11 protein-coding genes are annotated in these 15,770 nt (G+C 71.8%); all 11 read left to right on the top strand.

Annotation, left to right across the window (positions count from 1 at the left end; all coding sequences use genetic code 11):
* Positions 1–858: 858 nt before the first annotated feature.
* The 11 genes from AB0H82_RS01670 (at position 859) to AB0H82_RS01620 (ending at position 15,680) form a co-directional block, all read left to right on the top strand.
* The gene (locus AB0H82_RS01670; RefSeq protein ID WP_362987594.1) at positions 859–2,052 is read left to right on the top strand and encodes an ROK family transcriptional regulator; all 1,194 of its coding nucleotides are present in this window, start codon (positions 859–861) and stop codon (positions 2,050–2,052) included.
* Positions 2,053–2,110: 58 nt separating this feature from the next.
* Positions 2,111–3,463 (top strand): ABC transporter substrate-binding protein, encoded by a 1,353-nt coding sequence (locus AB0H82_RS01665; protein ID WP_362987592.1) that lies wholly within the window; start codon positions 2,111–2,113, stop codon positions 3,461–3,463.
* 18 nt (positions 3,464–3,481) lie between these two features.
* Positions 3,482–4,417, top strand: a complete 936-nt coding sequence (locus AB0H82_RS01660; protein ID WP_362987590.1) for a sugar ABC transporter permease — start codon at positions 3,482–3,484, stop codon at positions 4,415–4,417.
* Between the two features lie 15 nt (positions 4,418–4,432).
* On the top strand, positions 4,433–5,350 hold the full coding sequence (locus AB0H82_RS01655; RefSeq protein WP_362987588.1) for a carbohydrate ABC transporter permease: 918 nt from the start codon (positions 4,433–4,435) through the stop codon (positions 5,348–5,350).
* Between the two features lie 8 nt (positions 5,351–5,358).
* On the top strand, positions 5,359–6,624 hold the full coding sequence (locus AB0H82_RS01650; protein WP_362987586.1) for a 6-phospho-beta-glucosidase: 1,266 nt from the start codon (positions 5,359–5,361) through the stop codon (positions 6,622–6,624).
* Positions 6,615–7,610, top strand: a complete 996-nt coding sequence (locus tag AB0H82_RS01645) for a BadF/BadG/BcrA/BcrD ATPase family protein (RefSeq protein WP_362987584.1) — start codon at positions 6,615–6,617, stop codon at positions 7,608–7,610. The genes AB0H82_RS01650 and AB0H82_RS01645 overlap by 10 nt, the downstream gene beginning before the upstream one ends.
* Positions 7,611–7,913: 303 nt before the next feature.
* On the top strand, positions 7,914–9,314 hold the full coding sequence (locus tag AB0H82_RS01640) for a hypothetical protein (RefSeq protein WP_362987733.1): 1,401 nt from the start codon (positions 7,914–7,916) through the stop codon (positions 9,312–9,314).
* Between the two features lie 47 nt (positions 9,315–9,361).
* Positions 9,362–10,378 carry a glutamate ABC transporter substrate-binding protein gene (locus AB0H82_RS01635; RefSeq protein ID WP_362987582.1) on the top strand — a complete coding sequence of 339 codons (1,017 nt, stop codon included), beginning with the start codon at positions 9,362–9,364 and terminating at the stop codon, positions 10,376–10,378.
* 66 nt (positions 10,379–10,444) lie between these two features.
* Entirely contained in the window at positions 10,445–11,764 is a 1,320-nt protein-coding gene (locus AB0H82_RS01630; protein ID WP_362987580.1) for a hypothetical protein, read from the top strand.
* The gene (locus AB0H82_RS01625; protein ID WP_362987579.1) at positions 11,761–14,298 is read left to right on the top strand and encodes a tetratricopeptide repeat protein; all 2,538 of its coding nucleotides are present in this window, start codon (positions 11,761–11,763) and stop codon (positions 14,296–14,298) included. Before AB0H82_RS01630 ends, AB0H82_RS01625 begins: the two co-directional genes overlap by 4 nt.
* Before the next feature lie 2 nt (positions 14,299–14,300).
* Positions 14,301–15,680 (top strand): PP2C family serine/threonine-protein phosphatase, encoded by a 1,380-nt coding sequence (locus AB0H82_RS01620; RefSeq protein WP_362987577.1) that lies wholly within the window; start codon positions 14,301–14,303, stop codon positions 15,678–15,680.
* Positions 15,681–15,770: the final 90 nt, after the last annotated feature.

Genomic DNA, 15,770 nt, shown 5'->3' with positions numbered 1-15,770 from the left:
CTCTTCACAACCAATGCGCCGCCCGGCCGAGAGGGTGAGGCCGCCACCCGGGCACCTACTTTCGCGAAGTGGTGAATGAGGTAGCCGCGCGCCCCCTCTTCGCAGCCAATGCGCCGCCTGGCCGGGGGCAGAGACCACCCCACCCGGGCACCTACTTTCGCGAAGTTGCGAATGCGTTCGCCGCACGCCCCCCATCCGCACTGAATGCGCCCCCGGCATCCGGGCTCGTGGAGGCAGGAACCCGCAGGAGATGGCCGGGGGTGAGGGCGTGCGGGGTGTGGCAGGGGGGCGCGCGGCCTGTCCGTTCACAACTTTCTGAAAGTAGGTGCCCGGCCCCGGTGGCCCGCAGGTCCTGCGGCACTTCGACCGTGCCGGGCACGCCACGTTGAGCCGGTCCGCACCCGGCAGCGCAAGCCGATGACCCGAGCAGCGAAGCCGGGTCTGACCGAGCAGCGACCGTGACAGCGACACACGTTGGACCGGTCCGCACCCGGCAGCGAAAGCCGATGACCCAGCTTTGCGATCCCGTCGGCCCCACCCCTGGCCGTCCGGGTCACAGTCAACGTGCGGTGCAGGGACGACAGTCAAGGGTGGAGCGCAGCGGAATCGGCGCAGCCGACGCGACCGCAGGGAGCGCCCTTTACTGCCGGCCCGGAGCCGCCACACTCCGCAAAAAACCGGGCGGCCCCGGTACCCATCGAAGGCACCGGCCCACCGAAGTCACCGAAGCCCCCAGGTAACGACTTGGTTGCCACGGCGGCGCCCACTATTGACGCCCCATTCACGCCACCCGTACGGTCCTCACCAATTGGAAAGTTTCCTAACAGTTAGCGGCCGACAGGCAGGCAGGTGGGCGTCATGGCAGCAGGCAGCACCCCGGGCTCACCGGGTACGCCGGGTACGCCGGGTACCCCTGGCACGCCAAGCGTCCTGCGCGCCATGAACGACCGCGCCGTGCTCGACCTCCTCGTCGCGCACGGCCCCCTCACCCGCACCCGCATCGGCGAGCTGACCGGGCTCTCGAAGCCCACCACCTCCCAGCTCCTGGGGCGGCTCGAAGCCGCCGGCCTCGTGCACACCACCGGCAGCCTCAGCGGACGCCCGGGACCCAACGCCCTGCTGTACGAGATCGACCCGCGCGCCGGCCACGTCGCCGCGCTGTCCGCCGACCCGAACGGCATCACCGCGCTCGTCGCCGACATCACCGGCGCCGTGCTCGGCCAGGCGCGCGTCGAGGCCGACGCCGTCGCCGAGGACGTGCGCCACCGCACCGCCCAGCTGGTCGCGGAGGCCGTCGACGGTGCCCTGCGCCAGGCGGGGCTCGGCCACGAGGACCTGCGGGCCGCCGTCATCGGCACCCCGGGCGCCATCGACCCGCGGACCGGCCAGCTGCGCTACGCCCCGCACCTGCCGGGCTGGCACTCGCGGACGCTGCGCGACGATCTCGCCGCCGTCCTCGGCACACCCGTCGACATCGAGAACGACGTGAACCTGGCCGCCGTCGCCGAGCAGTACGAGGGCGCCGCCCAGGACTACGACAACTATGTGCTGACCTGGCTCGACGAGGGCGTCGGCGCCGCCATCGTGCTCGGCGGCACCCTGCTGCGCGGCGCGACCGGCGGCGCGGGCGAGATCGGCTACATGCCGCTGCCGGGCGCCCCGCTGGTACGGAGAGGCGCCAACGACGACAGCGGTGACGGGGGGTTCGAGAGTCTCGTCTCCGCGTATGTCGTGCGGGAACTCGCCGGCGGCGGCGCGACCCTGGCCGACGTCATGGCCGACGACGCCGCACTCGCCGAGGTCGCACGGCGCATCGCCACCGGCATCGCCGCCGTCGTCGCCGTCGTGGACCCCGAACTCGTCGTGCTCTCCGGCTCCGTCTCCCAGGCCGGCGGCGACAAGCTGCGCGCCAGGGTCGAGGAGGAGCTGACCGGGCTCGCGCTGCCCCGCCCGCAGATCCGCATCAGCGAACTCGACGGCGACCCGATCCTCACCGGCGCCCTGCGCTCGGCCCTCACCCAGGCCCGCGACCAGGTGTTCGACACAGCCTGAAGCCGGCCCCTGCACTTACCCGACTCCCCCGACTCCCCTCCCGCAAAGGAAGCCCGCCATGCCGCGATGGCGCATGCCCACCTGCGCGTCCGCGGCGCTCGCCGCAGCCGGTCTGTTGCTCTCCGGCTGCGCCAACCCGAGCGTCGGCAGCGCGAACGACGACCCGACCGAGCCGGTCACCCTGAAGTTCTGGCACGGCTGGGCGACGCCCGGCGAGGTCAAGGCCATCAACGACAGCATCGACCGGTTCGAGAAGCTGCACCCGAACATCGACGTGAAGGCCACCGGGAACGTCTCCGACGAGACCGTCAACCAGGCCCTGCGCGCGGGCGGCGACAAAGCCCCGGATGTCGTGTCCTCGTTCACCACCAACAACGTGGGGCAGTACTGCGACTCCGGCATGTGGGTGAACCTCGACCCGTTCATGAAGAAGACCGGCCTCGACAAGCGCAAGACGTTCCCCAAGACGCTGCTCGACTACACCAGTTACCGCGGCAACCAGTGCGCCCTGCCGCTGCTCGCGGACGCCTTCGGGATGTACTACAACAAGGACGCCTACGCCGAAGCCGGCATCGAGCGGCCGCCCCGCACCATGTCCGAGTTCAAGAAGGCCGCCGAGAAGCTGACCGTGCGCGGCGGCAGCGGGGGCGACAAGGGCTCGTACAAGCGCGTCGGGTTCATGCCCAGCTTCCGTTCCTACCAGAACAGCCCCGACCGGCTCTTCGCGCAGTGGGGGCCGAAGTACTTCGACGCCGAGGGCAGGTCACGGCTTGCCGACGAGCCCGCGACGTACGACTTCTTCAAGACCGCGCACCAACTCGCGGACGGGCAGGGTGGGTTCAAGGAACTGGAGAAGTTCCGGCTCACGTTCGGTGACGAGATGTCCAGCCAGAACGCCTTCCTCACCGGGAAGGTCGCCATGCTTCTGGACGGCGAGTGGCGCGGCCTGATGCTGAACGAGGCGAAGGCGAAGTTCAACTGGGGCGTGGCGCCGCTGCCCGTCCCCGACGACCAGGCCGACACGTACGGGCGGGGCTTCATCACCGGCACCGTCGCCGGCATCGCGCACAGCAGCAAGCACCAGAACGCCGCCTGGGAGCTGGTGCGGTTCCTGACCGCCGACACGAAGCAGGTCGTGAGCTTCGCGAACGCCATCCACAACGTGCCCTCCACGTTCGCGGCGCTCAAGTCGCCCGACCTGGACGCCGATCCGACCTTCCGGGCCTTCTTCGACATCCTGGAGAACAAGCACAGCAAGGCCCTGCCGCCCTCCGTCAACGGCGGCGCGTATGTCGTCTCGCTGATGGACTTCGCGTACTCCGTCGAAGCCGGGCGCGTCGGTGACCTGCGCAAGGGCCTGGAGAAGCTCGACGAGCAGATCGACGCCGACATCCTCCAGTCGAAGAGCTGAAGAGCTGAGGACCCCGCCATGGCAATGACACTCTCCAACCCCGCGCGCCGCAGACTGCGCACGCTCGGTTTCCTCTCCCCCTGGCTGGTCGGCTTCAGCGTCTTCTTCGCGTATCCGCTGATCGCCACCGTCTACTTCTCGTTCATGCACTACAACCAGATCAAGGAGCCCACCTTCGTGGGCCTCCGGAACTGGAAGTACGTGTTCGATCAAATGCCGCTGTTCGGGCCGGCCCTGTGGAACACCCTCTGGCTCGTCGTGATCATGGTGGCGCTGCGGGTGGTCTTCGGGCTCTCGCTCGGGCTGCTCATCACGAAGATCAAGACGGGCGCCGGGTTCTTCCGTACCGCCTTCTACATTCCCTACCTCGCCCCGCCGGTGGCCGCCACCGTGGCCTTCGTCTTCCTGCTGAACCCTGGCACGGGACCGGTGAACGAGGTCCTCGGCGCGGTCGGGATCTCGGGGCCCAACTGGTTCAACGACCCGGACACCGCCAAGCCCTCCCTGGTGCTGCTCTCTCTGTGGGGCATCGGCGACCTGATGGTGATCTTCATGGCCGCGCTGCTCGACGTACCGAAGGAGCAGTACGAGGCGGCCGAACTGGACGGCGCGGGGGCGTTCGCCAAATTCCGCTATGTCACCTGGCCCGCCATCACGCCCATCGTGATGTTCGCCGTGGTCACGGGCGTCGTGCAGACCATGCAGTACTACACGCAGGCCCTGGTCGCGGGGAAGGTCGCATCCGGCGTCAACATCGGCCCCGGGTCCGTCATCCAGCCCGGCTATCCGGACCACTCGACCCTCACGGTCCCCCAGCTCGTCTACCAGATGGGCTTCCAGAACTTCAACACCGGTGCGGCGTGCGTGCTCTCGCTCGTGCTCTTCGCCATCGCCATGGCCGTGACGATGCTCCTGATGCGCAAGCGCTCCGGGCTGCTCGCGGCTGAGGACTGAGGACTGAGGACTTCGATGACATCCACGACTCTCGGCGCGCCCGCGTCGGCGACGGCGTCCGCCGAACGGACCGCCCCGCACCGGGGGCCCGCCGCGGCCCGCGCCCGCCGCAAGCGGATCCTGCACTGGATCGCCGTGCACAGCGTCGCCATAGCCGTCGCACTGCTGTTCGTCCTGCCGTTCGTCTTCGTCTTCCTGACGTCGGTGATGAGCGACTCGCAGGCGATGAGCGGCGAGCTGTGGCCCGACTCCTGGCACTGGTCGAACTACAAGGCCGTGTTCGAGACGCCGGGCTTCCTCGACTGGTGGCGCAACTCGCTCATGTACGCGGGTCTCGGCACCCTCTTCACGGTCTGCTCGGCGATCCCGGTGGCGTACGCGCTCGCCAAGTTCCGCTTCCGCGGCCGGCGCACGGCGATGCTGCTCGTCATCTCGACGATGATGCTGCCGCCGCAGGTCATCGTGATCCCGATGTATCTGGTGTGGGCTCAGCAGTTTCATTTGTCGGGCACCTTGTGGCCGCTGATCATCCCGATGGCGTTCGGCGACGCGTATTCGATCTTCCTCCTTCGGCAGTTCCTCCTCACCATCCCCAAGGAGTACATCGAGTCGGCGAAGGTCGACGGGTGCGGTGAGTTCCGCACCCTGGTGAAGATCGTCGTGCCGATGGCCAAGCCCGGCATCGCCGCCATCGCCCTCTTCCAGTTCTTCTACTGCTGGAACGACTACTTCGGGCCGCAGATCTACGCCGCCCAGAACCCCGGCGCGTGGACGCTCAGCTATGGCCTGGAGTCGTTCAAGAGCGCCCACAGCGTCAACTGGAACATGACCATGGCGGCGACCCTGCTCGTCATGGCCCCCGTCATCGTCGTCTTCTTCTTCGCACAAAAGGCCTTCGTCGAAGGCGTCACCCTCACCGGAGTAAAGGGCTGAGAACCGATATGAAGCTCGCAGTGGTCGGCGGAGGGTCGACCTACACACCCGAACTCATCGACGGATTCGCACGGTTGAGGGACACCCTGCCGATCGAGGAGCTCGTCCTCGTGGACCCGGCGGCCGACCGCCTGGAGCTGGTGGGCGGCCTCGCGCGGCGCATCTTCGCCAAGCAGGGGCACCCGGGCCGCATCGTCACCACGTCCGACGTGGACGCGGGCGTCGCGGACGCCGACGCGGTGCTGCTGCAGCTGCGCGTCGGCGGGCAGGCGGCACGCCAGCAGGACGAGACCTGGCCGCTGGAGTGCGGCTGCGTCGGCCAGGAGACCACGGGAGCGGGTGGCCTGGCGAAGGCCCTGCGCACGGTGCCCGTCGTCCTCGACATCGCAGAACGCGTGCGCAGGACCAACCCGGACGCCTGGATCATCGACTTCACCAACCCCGTCGGCATCGTGACGCGCGCGCTGCTCCAGGCCGGGCACAAGGCCGTCGGGCTGTGCAACGTCGCGATCGGCTTCCAGCGCAAGTTCGCGAAGCTGCTCGACGTCACGCCCGCCGAGGTGCACCTCGATCACGTGGGGCTCAACCACCTGACGTGGGAGACGGGTGTACGTCTCGGGGGCCCGGGCGGCGAGGACGTCCTGCCCAAGCTGCTCGCCGAGCACGGGGACGCGGTCGCCGAGGACCTGCGGATGCCGCGTGCGATCGTCGACCGGCTCGGCGTCGTCCCCTCGTACTACTTGCGCTACTACTACCAGCACGACGCCGTGGTCGACGAGCTGCGGACCAAGCCGTCGCGCGCCGCCGAAGTAGCGGCCATGGAGCGGCAGTTGCTGGACATGTACGGCGACCCGGCGCTCGACGAGAAGCCGGAGCTGCTCGCCAAGCGCGGCGGTGCCTTCTACTCGGAGGCCGCCGTGGACCTGGCGGCCTCGCTGCTCGGCAACGGCGGCAGCCCCTACCAGGTGGTCAACACCGTCAACAACGGCACGCTGCCGTTCCTGCCGGACGACGCGGTCATCGAGGTGCAGGCCGCGGTGGACGGCACGGGCGCCAAGCCGCTCGCCGTGCCGGAGCTCGACCCGCTGTACGCGGGGCTCGTCGCGAACGTCACCGCGTACGAGGACCTGGCCCTGCGGGCCGCGCTGCACGGCGGGCGCGAGCGCGTCTTCAAGGCGCTGCTCGCGCACCCCCTCGTCGGCCAGTACGCGTACGCCGAGCAGCTCACCGACAGCCTGATCGCGCACAACCGGGAGCACCTGGCGTGGGCGTAGGCACGAGCGTGCTCGCGATCGACGCGGGCAACAGCAAGACCGACGTCGCGGTGGTCGCGGCCGACGGACGTGTCGTCGGCGCGGCCCGCGGCGGCGGGTTCCAGCCGCCGCGGGTCGGCGTCGAGACCGCCGTGGACGTCCTCGCGGACGCGGTGACGCGGGCGTTCGCGGAGGCGCGTGTCGACGCCGTGGGACATGTGTCCGCGTGCCTCGCCAATGCCGATCTGCTCGTCGAGGAGCGGGAGTTGGCGGAGGCGCTGCGGCGGCGCGCGTGGGGTGCGTCGGTCGACGTGCGCAACGACACCTTCGCCGTGCTGCGCGCCGGGCTCCTGGAGGACGCCGAGCCGCGCGGTGTCGCCGTGGTGTGCGGCGCGGGCATCAACTGCGTCGGCATGCTGCCGGACGGACGCACCGCCCGCTTCCCCGCCATCGGCCGCATCTCCGGCGACTGGGGCGGGGGCGGCGGCCTCGCCGAGGAGGCGCTGTGGCACGCCGCGCGCGCCGAGGACGGCCGCGGCCCTGCGACGGCGCTGCGCGAGACGCTGCCCGCGCACTTCGGCCTGGCGTCCATGTACGCGCTGATCGAGGCGCTGCACCTGGGCCGCGTCGCCCCGGTGCGCAGGCACGAGCTGACGCCGGTCCTGTTCGCCACCGCGGCGGCGGGCGACGCCGTGGCGCGGTCGCTGGTGGACCGGATGGCCGACGAGGTCGTGGCCATGGCGACCGTGGCGCTTGAGCGGCTCGGGCTGCTCGACGAGGAGGCGCCGGTGCTGCTCGGCGGCAGCGTCCTCGCCGCGCGCCATCCGCAACTGGACGACCGGGTGCGGGCGTTGCTGGCCGAGCGGGCGCCCAAGGCGGTGCCCCGGGTGGTCGTCGCGCGCCCGGTGCTCGGCGCGGCGCTGCTGGGTCTCGACCAGGTGGGGGCGCCGGCCGAGGTGTACGCGCGCGTGCGGGGCCATTATGAGGACGGCGCGCGCGTTGCCTGATGTGCTTCCCGCCTGCGCCGTGCGCGCGGGCGGGAACCGAACGACCCCCAATCTCGTGTTCAGAAGCAGGGATACGCACAAGATCGAGTGAAGGCCTGTGCGGATGTCGGTCCCTGCGGCAATACTTGCGGCCGTGCACTTCTTCCCGCTCCGCACGCGCCGGGCGGAGACAACCGTCCGATGACCGAGGGGGAGGTCGAGGTCAAGGTGACACATCCGCCGAACGGCGGCGCGGTGCCGCCGGGCCCGCCCGGGCAGGCACCGACCGCGCCCGCGCAGACACCGGGCCGGCCCGCGCCGACGATGCCGACCGTGCCGCCGCAGACGCCGGGCGCCCCGCCCGCACCGCCCGCGGCCACCACCGCCGCGCGCCGCCGCACCGCGTGGTCCGAAGGCGTCGACCGGCTGCGCGCCGCCGCGACGACGGAGCCGGGCAGGCTGCGCATCATCGGTGCCGTGCTGGCCCTGCTCGTCGTCGCGTTCGGGGCGGTCACCACCTGGCAGATGACGGAGCGCTCGGCCGCCGCGGACGACGTGCTGCACCGCAGCCAGCCGCTGAGCGCCGACGCCGCCGCGATCTACCGCTCGCTGGCGGACGCCAACACCGCGGCGTCCAGCGGCTTCCTCGCGGGCGGCCAGGAGCCCGCCGCCGTCCGCGCGCGGTACGAGCGCGACATCAAGCGGGCCTCGGAGAAGCTGGCGACCGCCGCGTCGAACGCGGGCTCGGACTCGTCGTCCGCGGCCTCCGTCGGCAAGCTGAACAAGCTCCTCCCCGAGTACACCGGCCTGATCGAGCGCGCCCGCGCAAACAACCGCCAGGGCCTCCCGCTCGGCGGCGCCTATCTGCGGTACGCGAACGACAAGATGCAGACGCAGATGCTCCCGGCCGCCGAGAAGCTCTACAAGTCGGAGAACGCACGGCTGAGCTCCGACTACGGAAACGCCAAGCCGTACCCCTGGTTCGCCATCGCCCTCGGCGTCCTCGCGCTCTCCGCGCTCGGCTGGGCCCAGCGCCGCAACTACCGGCGTACGAACCGGGTGTTCAACCACGGCCTGCTCGCCGCGACGGCGGCCGCCACCGTCGTGCTGCTCTGGCTCGTCGTCGGCCACACCTTCGCGCGCTCCGGGCTCAACGAGTCGTACGACGACGGGGTCCGGTCCCTGAACGTCCTCAACGACGCCCGCATCAGCTCCCTGAAGGCCCGGGGCAACGAGAACCTCACCCTGGTCAGCCGCGGCGCCGAGACCACCGAGGTGCGCGGCGAGTCGGAGGACAAGTTCGACGTCGCGTACCGCGCGCAGATGAAGCAGCTGGGCGGCGCCGACAGCGGACTGCTCGGCAGGGCGGCCGAGCTCGCCGACGACGACGCCGGGGAGAACCCGGTCGCCGAGGCCGCGAAGAACGTGGGCGTCTGGAAGGACCGCCACAAGGTGGCCCGCTCCAGCGACGACTCCGGCGACTATCAGGGAGCCCTCGACAAGGTCATCGGCGCCAGGGCCGACGAGCCGACCGGCGAGTGCTTCGACAACGTGGACGCGGCCCTCGACCGGGCCCTGGCGCACGAGCAGCGCGAGTTCCAGCGGGCGGCGGAGGACGGCAGGGGCGCCATGAGCGGCCTCGCGGTCGGTGCCGCCGTCCTCGCGGTCCTCGCCGCGGCGGGCGCCGTGCTCGGCATCGGCCGCAGGCTTTCGGAGTACCGGTGATGGAGCCAGAGGTGATGGGGCCAGAGGTGGAAGGGGGCGCGCAGACGATGCGGACACGACCCGGCACGGCGGGGCTGCGCGGCACGGCCAGGCTGCGCGGCTGGGGCGGCGTGGGCGCGATGGGCCTCGCCTGCGCCCTGGCGGGCTCGCTCGTCCTGGCCCTCCCGGACCGCGGCGCCGGCGGGGGCGCGGCGGACCGCGAAGGTCCCGGCACCACCGTGGCCGCGCCCGCGCGGGCGGATGCCGACGACTGCAACGACCGCAGCCTGCGCCCCTCGCCCAAGGACGGCCCGACGATCGACAGGATCAAGAACCGCGAGATCAAGAAGCTCATCGTCGGCGTCGACCAGAACAGCTACCGCTGGGGCTACCGCGACCCGAACAAGGCGGGCGGCGAGCTCGAAGGCTTCGACATCGACCTCGCGCGGGAGATCGCCGAGGAGATCTTCGGCGACCGCGACGCGATCGTCTTCCGCGCCATACCCACCAACCAGCGCATAGAGGCGATCCAGAGCGGTCAGGTCGACATGGTCGTCCGCACGATGACCGTCAACTGCGAGCGCCTGGAGGACGTCGACTTCTCCACCGGGTACTTCGAGACGGGCCAGCAGGTCCTCGCCCCGAAGAAGCGGAAGGACATCACCGGCTACAACTCCTCGCTCGCCGGCAAGAAGATCTGCACCGCCTCCGGCTCCATCGCCGAGGACGAGCTCAAGAAGAAGGCCTACGGCGCCGACATCTCCACCACGGTGCCCAACCAGCTCGACTGCCTCGTGCGGCTCCAGCTCGGGGAGGTGGACGCCGTGGTGACCGACAGCGCACTCGCCGCGGGCCAGGCCGCGCAGGACCCGACGGTCGAACTCAAGGGCGAGGAGCCGTTCACCACCGAGCACTACGGCGTGGCGATGAAGAAGGGCTCGGACGATCTGGTCCGCCGGGTCAACAAGGTCCTCGACGACTACCGCAAGGACACGAAGGACGGCTGGGAGAAGTCCTACGACAAGTGGCTCAAGGGCGGCCTCGGCGAGTCGCCGGGCCCGCCGGACCCCGCGTACCGGGACTGACCCGGAGCCGACAACCGACCTGGTACGACTGAAGAGTTACAGCACCGCACAGCGGAGAGGTGATCGATGAGCGTCACGGGACCCCCGGGTCCGGTGATGGACCGGGAAGAGGTGGACCGTGCGCTGGCGCGGCTCGACGCCGAGCACGAGGCGATCGAGACCTCGCTCCTCGCCCTCCAGGACCACGCCGGCCGCCGCCTCCTCGAAGGCGCCCGGCTCACCGGCGTCACCGAGGAGCGCTGGGCGGCCACCGAGAGCCGGATCACGCTGCTCTGGGCCTACTTCGACGCCTACGCGGGCGCCCTGCGCGCGGCACACGAGGTGCGTGAGCGCAGGCGCTGGCCCAGCAGGGACGACCTCGCCGAGCTGACCGAACTGCTGCGCGGCGAGTCCGTGACCGTCGCGGGCGGCACCTCGTCGGGCGCGTCCTCGTCGATCACCGGCCCCGCCAGGCTCACCGAGCGCTTCACGCTCGAAGAGCTCGTGACCCGGATGAACGACCTGTACGCGCACTCCCTCGACATGGTCGTCGCCGCCGACGCCGTGTGGTCCGCGCTGCCCGCCCGCATCGACCTGCTCGCCGCCGAACTGGCCCGCACCCGCCAGCTCGCGCACTCCGTCGGCGTACGGCCGGGGGAGCACCCCTCCGGCGACGACCTGGAGCGGATCACGCGCGCCCTGACCGCGCTGCGCGAACAGGTGGTCTCCGACCCGCTCGCCTTCTGGCGGCCCGCGCAGGGCAGTTCGGCGCCCGGCGGCGGCCGCCCCGCCACCGACCGGTACGACCGCGAGGCACGCGCCCTGGAGGAGGTGCGCCGCGAGATCGACGCGGTGCTCACCGTCCGCCAGGACGCGGAGGCCCGCCTCGGCAAGCTGCGCGACGTGCTCTCCCGCGCGGATCGCACCCTCGCCGAGGCACGCTCCGCGCGCGGAGAGGTCCTCGCGAAGATCGCCGCCTCCGAGGTGCCCGCCGTCAGCGGCCCGCCGACCGCCCTGCAGGAACAGCTGGCGACCGCCGCCGAGTACCGCAGACACGGCCAGTGGCACCGCCTCTCCCCGCTCCTGGAGTCCCTGGAGCAGAAGGCCGAGGACGAACTGCTGCGCGCCCGCGAGTCGTTGGGGGCCGTCACGGCGCCGCTCGCGGTCCGCGCCGAGCTGCGCGGCCGGCTCGACGCGTACAAGGCGAAGGTCGCCCGGCACGGCCACGCCGAGGACCCCCTGCTCATCGAGCGGTACGACGCGGCGCGCCGGATGCTGTGGAGCGCGCCCTGCGACCTCCGCGTGGCGGAGCAGGCGGTCCTGCGCTATCAGCAGGCCGCCGCCGAAGTGCTCGTGCCGAGGGTCCCGCAGCAGGGCGGGCCCGCCGACCGTACGGGGGAATCGTGAGCGAGCGTCAGTGTCAGCGCCCCACATGCACCGGCAGCTACGACGACTTCGGCGGCGGTGAGCTGTACTGCGACACCTGCGGGCTCGCCCCGGTCGTCGCGCCGAACGGCATGGTGGGGTCGCCGCCGACCGGTATCACGGCGGGCGGCAAGAGCTCGCGGAGCTCCGGCAGCTCCAGCGCACGCTCCTCGTCCCGCTCGTCTTCGAGGTCGTCCTCGCGCTCGTCCCGCTCGCAGTCGTCCCGCAGGTCGGTCTCGGGCCGGCTCTCACGGTCCCTTTCGGGTGGTTCCACGTCCCGTTCGGTGTCGGTGCGCAGCTCCGGTTCGGCGGCCTCGTCCTCGGCGCGCGGGCGGCTCGGCGTCGGCCTGGTCACCGTGCCGGACGTGCCGCGCCCCGACCCGCGCGGGGCGGTGCAGAAGAACCCCGAGGTGCCCGAGCGGAAGCGATTCTGCTCCCGCTCCGACTGCGGGGCACCGGTGGGCCGTGCGCGCGGCGACCGGCCGGGGCGCACGGAGGGGTTCTGCACCAAGTGCGGCCACCCCTACTCCTTCGTACCGAAGCTGAACACCGGCGACATCGTCCACGGCCAGTACGAGGTCGTCGGCTGCCTGGCGCACGGCGGCCTCGGCTGGGTCTATCTCGCCATCGACCGCGCGGTGTCCGACCGCTGGGTGGTCCTCAAGGGCCTCCTCGACACGGGCGACCAGGACGCGATGGCCGCGGCGATCTCCGAGCGCCGCTTCCTCGCCGAGATCGAGCACTCCAACATCGTCCGCATCTACAACTTCGTCGAACACCTCGACCAGCGCACCGGCTCCATGGACGGCTACATCGTCATGGAGTACGTCGGCGGCAAGTCCCTCAAGGAGATCGCCAACGGCCGCCGCACCCCGGACGGCCGGCGCGACCCGCTGCCGGTCGAGCAGGCGTGCGCGTACGGCATCGAGGCCCTCGAAGCCCTCGGCCACCTGCACAGCCGCAATCTCCTGTACTGCGACTTCAAGGTCGACAACGCCATCCAGACCGAGGGCCAGCTCAAGGTCATCGACATGGGCGCGGTCCGCAGGATGGACGACGACGAGTCCGCGATCTACGGCACCGTCGGCTACCAGGCCCCCGAAGTCGCCGAAGTGGGCCCCTCGGTGGCCTCCGACCTCTACACGGTGGCGCGTACGCTCGCGGTCCTGACCTTCGACTTCCAGGGCTATACGAACGTGTTCGTGGACTCCCTGCCCGACCCCGACAACATCGAGGTCTTCCGGAAGTACGAGTCCTTCTACCGCCTCCTGGTCCGCGCCACCGACCCGGACCCGGCCCGTCGCTTCGCCTCCGCGCAGGAGATGGCCGAGCAGCTGACGGGCGTCCTGCGGGAGGTCGTGGCGCTGCAGACGGGGCTGCCGCGGCCCGCGCTCTCGACGCTGTTCGGGCCCGAGGTGAAGGTCCCGGACACGGAGCTGTTCGCGGAGCTGAGCGGGGAGGTGTCGCGGCTGGGGGCCCGCGCCGAGGCCACCGGCCCGGACAACGGCAGGGCCCTGCCGGAGGGCGCCGGCGCCACCGGGATCGTGCGGGCCATCGACGCCACCGCGACGGCCCTCGCGCTGCCCGTCCCCCTCGTGGACCCGAACGACCCGAACGCCGGCTTCCTCGCCGGTCTCATCGCGTCCGCGCCCGCCGAGCTGATCACCGCGCTTGGCGCGGCGCCCGCCGACTCCCTCGAACTGCGGCTGCGCGGTCTGCGCGCCCGGCTCGCCATGGGTGAACTCTCGCCCGCCGCCCAGACCCTCGCCGAGCTCGAACTCCAGCACCCGGACGACTGGCGGGTCGTCTGGTACCGGGGCGTCGCGGCCCTGGCGACCGGCGACTTCGAGAGCGCGGCGCTCTCCTTCGACGCGGTCTACGACGCGTTCCCCGGCGAGCCCGCGCCGAAGCTGGCGCTCGGCGTCTGCGCGGAGGTCCTCGGCCAGCTGGACAACGCAGCGGAGTACTACCGCCTGGTGTGGACGACCGACCCCAGCTATGTGAGCGCCGCGTTCGGCCTGGCCCGGGTGCAGCTCGCCGCCGGCGACAGGGCCGGTGCCGTGCGCACCCTGGAGTCGGTGCCGGAGTCGTCGATCCACTACACCGCGGCCCGGGTCGCGGCGGTGCGGGCGCGGCTGCGGCAGCGGATGGCTCCGGGCACGGCGGCGGCCTCCTCGGACCTCGCCCTCCTGGACGACTTGAGGGCGGCCGCGGGCCAGATCGAGGCGCTCGCCGGGTTCGGACTCGACGCGGTGCGCAGGGAGCGGCTCTCGACCGAGGTTCTGGGGACGGCGCTCGACTGGGTACTCTCCGGTAGGCACTCTGGTCACGTTTCCGCACCACCGGTCACCGCCGGGGCGCGGACCGTACTGCTCGGCAGCGACCTGGACGAGCGCGGACTCCGGTTCGGTCTGGAGCGTTCGTACCGGACGCTGGCCCGGCTCGCACAGGGTGGCGATGAGAGGATCGAACTGGTGGAGCGGGCCAACCGTTTCCGCCCCCGGACGTGGGTGTGAGTATGTCGCAGATGCCCCAGCTGTCTGCCTGCCCCAGCTGTGAGGAGCCGCTGGAGTCGGGTGACCTGTTTTGCGGTGCGTGCGGGTTCGACCTGTCGGCGGTGCCACCGCGGCCGGACGTCTCCCCCAACGGATCCGCGCGGTCCGGGCCCGCCGTTCCCGACGGGGACCCGTCGGAGTGGCCCGTCGCGCCCGAGGTCGACAGCTCCGACACGCCGGTGCCGACCCACCTCCCGACGGAGCTGCGGGGCACGGACTCGACGGGCGGCGAACTGCCCGCCGGCCCCGGGGCGGCCCCCCCGGAGCATCCGGACGGCATGAGCGAGCCGGACGAGTACCCGCTGCCCGCCCCCGCCCCGTCCGCCACGGAGGCCGCGGCTGCCACCCCCGGGACCGCGGCCGCCCCCGGCACCCCGGCCACCCCTGACCCTCGTACGGACGCGCCCGACCCCACGCCCTCCGCCGGCACCAAGCTCTGCGTGGCCTGCCGTTCGGGGCGGGTCGACCCGGACGGGTACTGCGAGAACTGCGGGCACGCCCAGCCGCGCGAGCGCGACCACATGGAGCAGGAGCTCGAAGCGGTCGCCGCGGTCAGCGACCGCGGCCTGCGCCACCACCGCAACGAGGACGCCTTCGCGATCTCCGCGGCCGCGCTGGCCGACGGCTCCCCCGCCGTCGTCGCGATCGTCTGCGACGGCGTCTCCTCGGCGACCCGCCCGGACGAGGCCTCGCTCGCCGCGTCCCGCGCCGCCAACGAGTCGCTGCTCGCCGCGCTGCCGCGCGGCACCCACCCGCAGCAGGCGATGCACGAGGCGATCCTCGCCGCGGCCGACGCCGTCAACGCGCTCGCCGCCGAGCCCGCCTCGGCCCGCGAGCACAGCCCCCATCAGAACGCGCCGGCCTGCACGTTGGTCGGCGCGGTCGTCGCCGGCGGCCTGCTCGTCGTCGGCTGGGTCGGCGACAGCCGCGCCTACTGGGTCCCCGACGACCGCAGCGGCCCCACCGTCCGCCTGACCGAGGACGACTCGTGGGCCGCGCAGATGGTCGCCGCGGGGCTGATGAACGAGGCCGAGGCCTACGCCGACGAACGCGCGCACGCCATCACGGGCTGGCTCGGCGCCGACGCGTACGAACTGGAGCCGCACACCGCTTCCTTCAAGCCGGACCGTGCGGGTGTAGTGGTGGTGTGCACGGACGGGCTGTGGAACTACGCGGAAGCCGTCGACGAGATGGCTGACGCGGTGCCCGCCGACGCCGCGGACCGGCCGCTGCACAGCGCCCAGGTCCTTGTCGGTCACGCGCTGGACGGCGGGGGCCACGACAACGTAACAGTGGCCGTCGTCCCGTTCCCGTACGTGCCGCAAGGGGCAGGATCGGCCTAGACAGAAGGCAGGAGCGACCCGGAGCCGGGCGGGGGGCCGTACCGGCTCGTGAGGTCGTGAGGTTTTCAGGATCTGAGGGGGAGCAGTTCC

Origin of the sequence: Streptomyces sp. NPDC050732 (genome assembly GCF_040654255.1) — a bacterium.
GTDB lineage: Bacteria > Actinomycetota > Actinomycetes > Streptomycetales > Streptomycetaceae > Streptomyces.
This window is presented reverse-complemented; position numbering and strand designations above follow the sequence as displayed.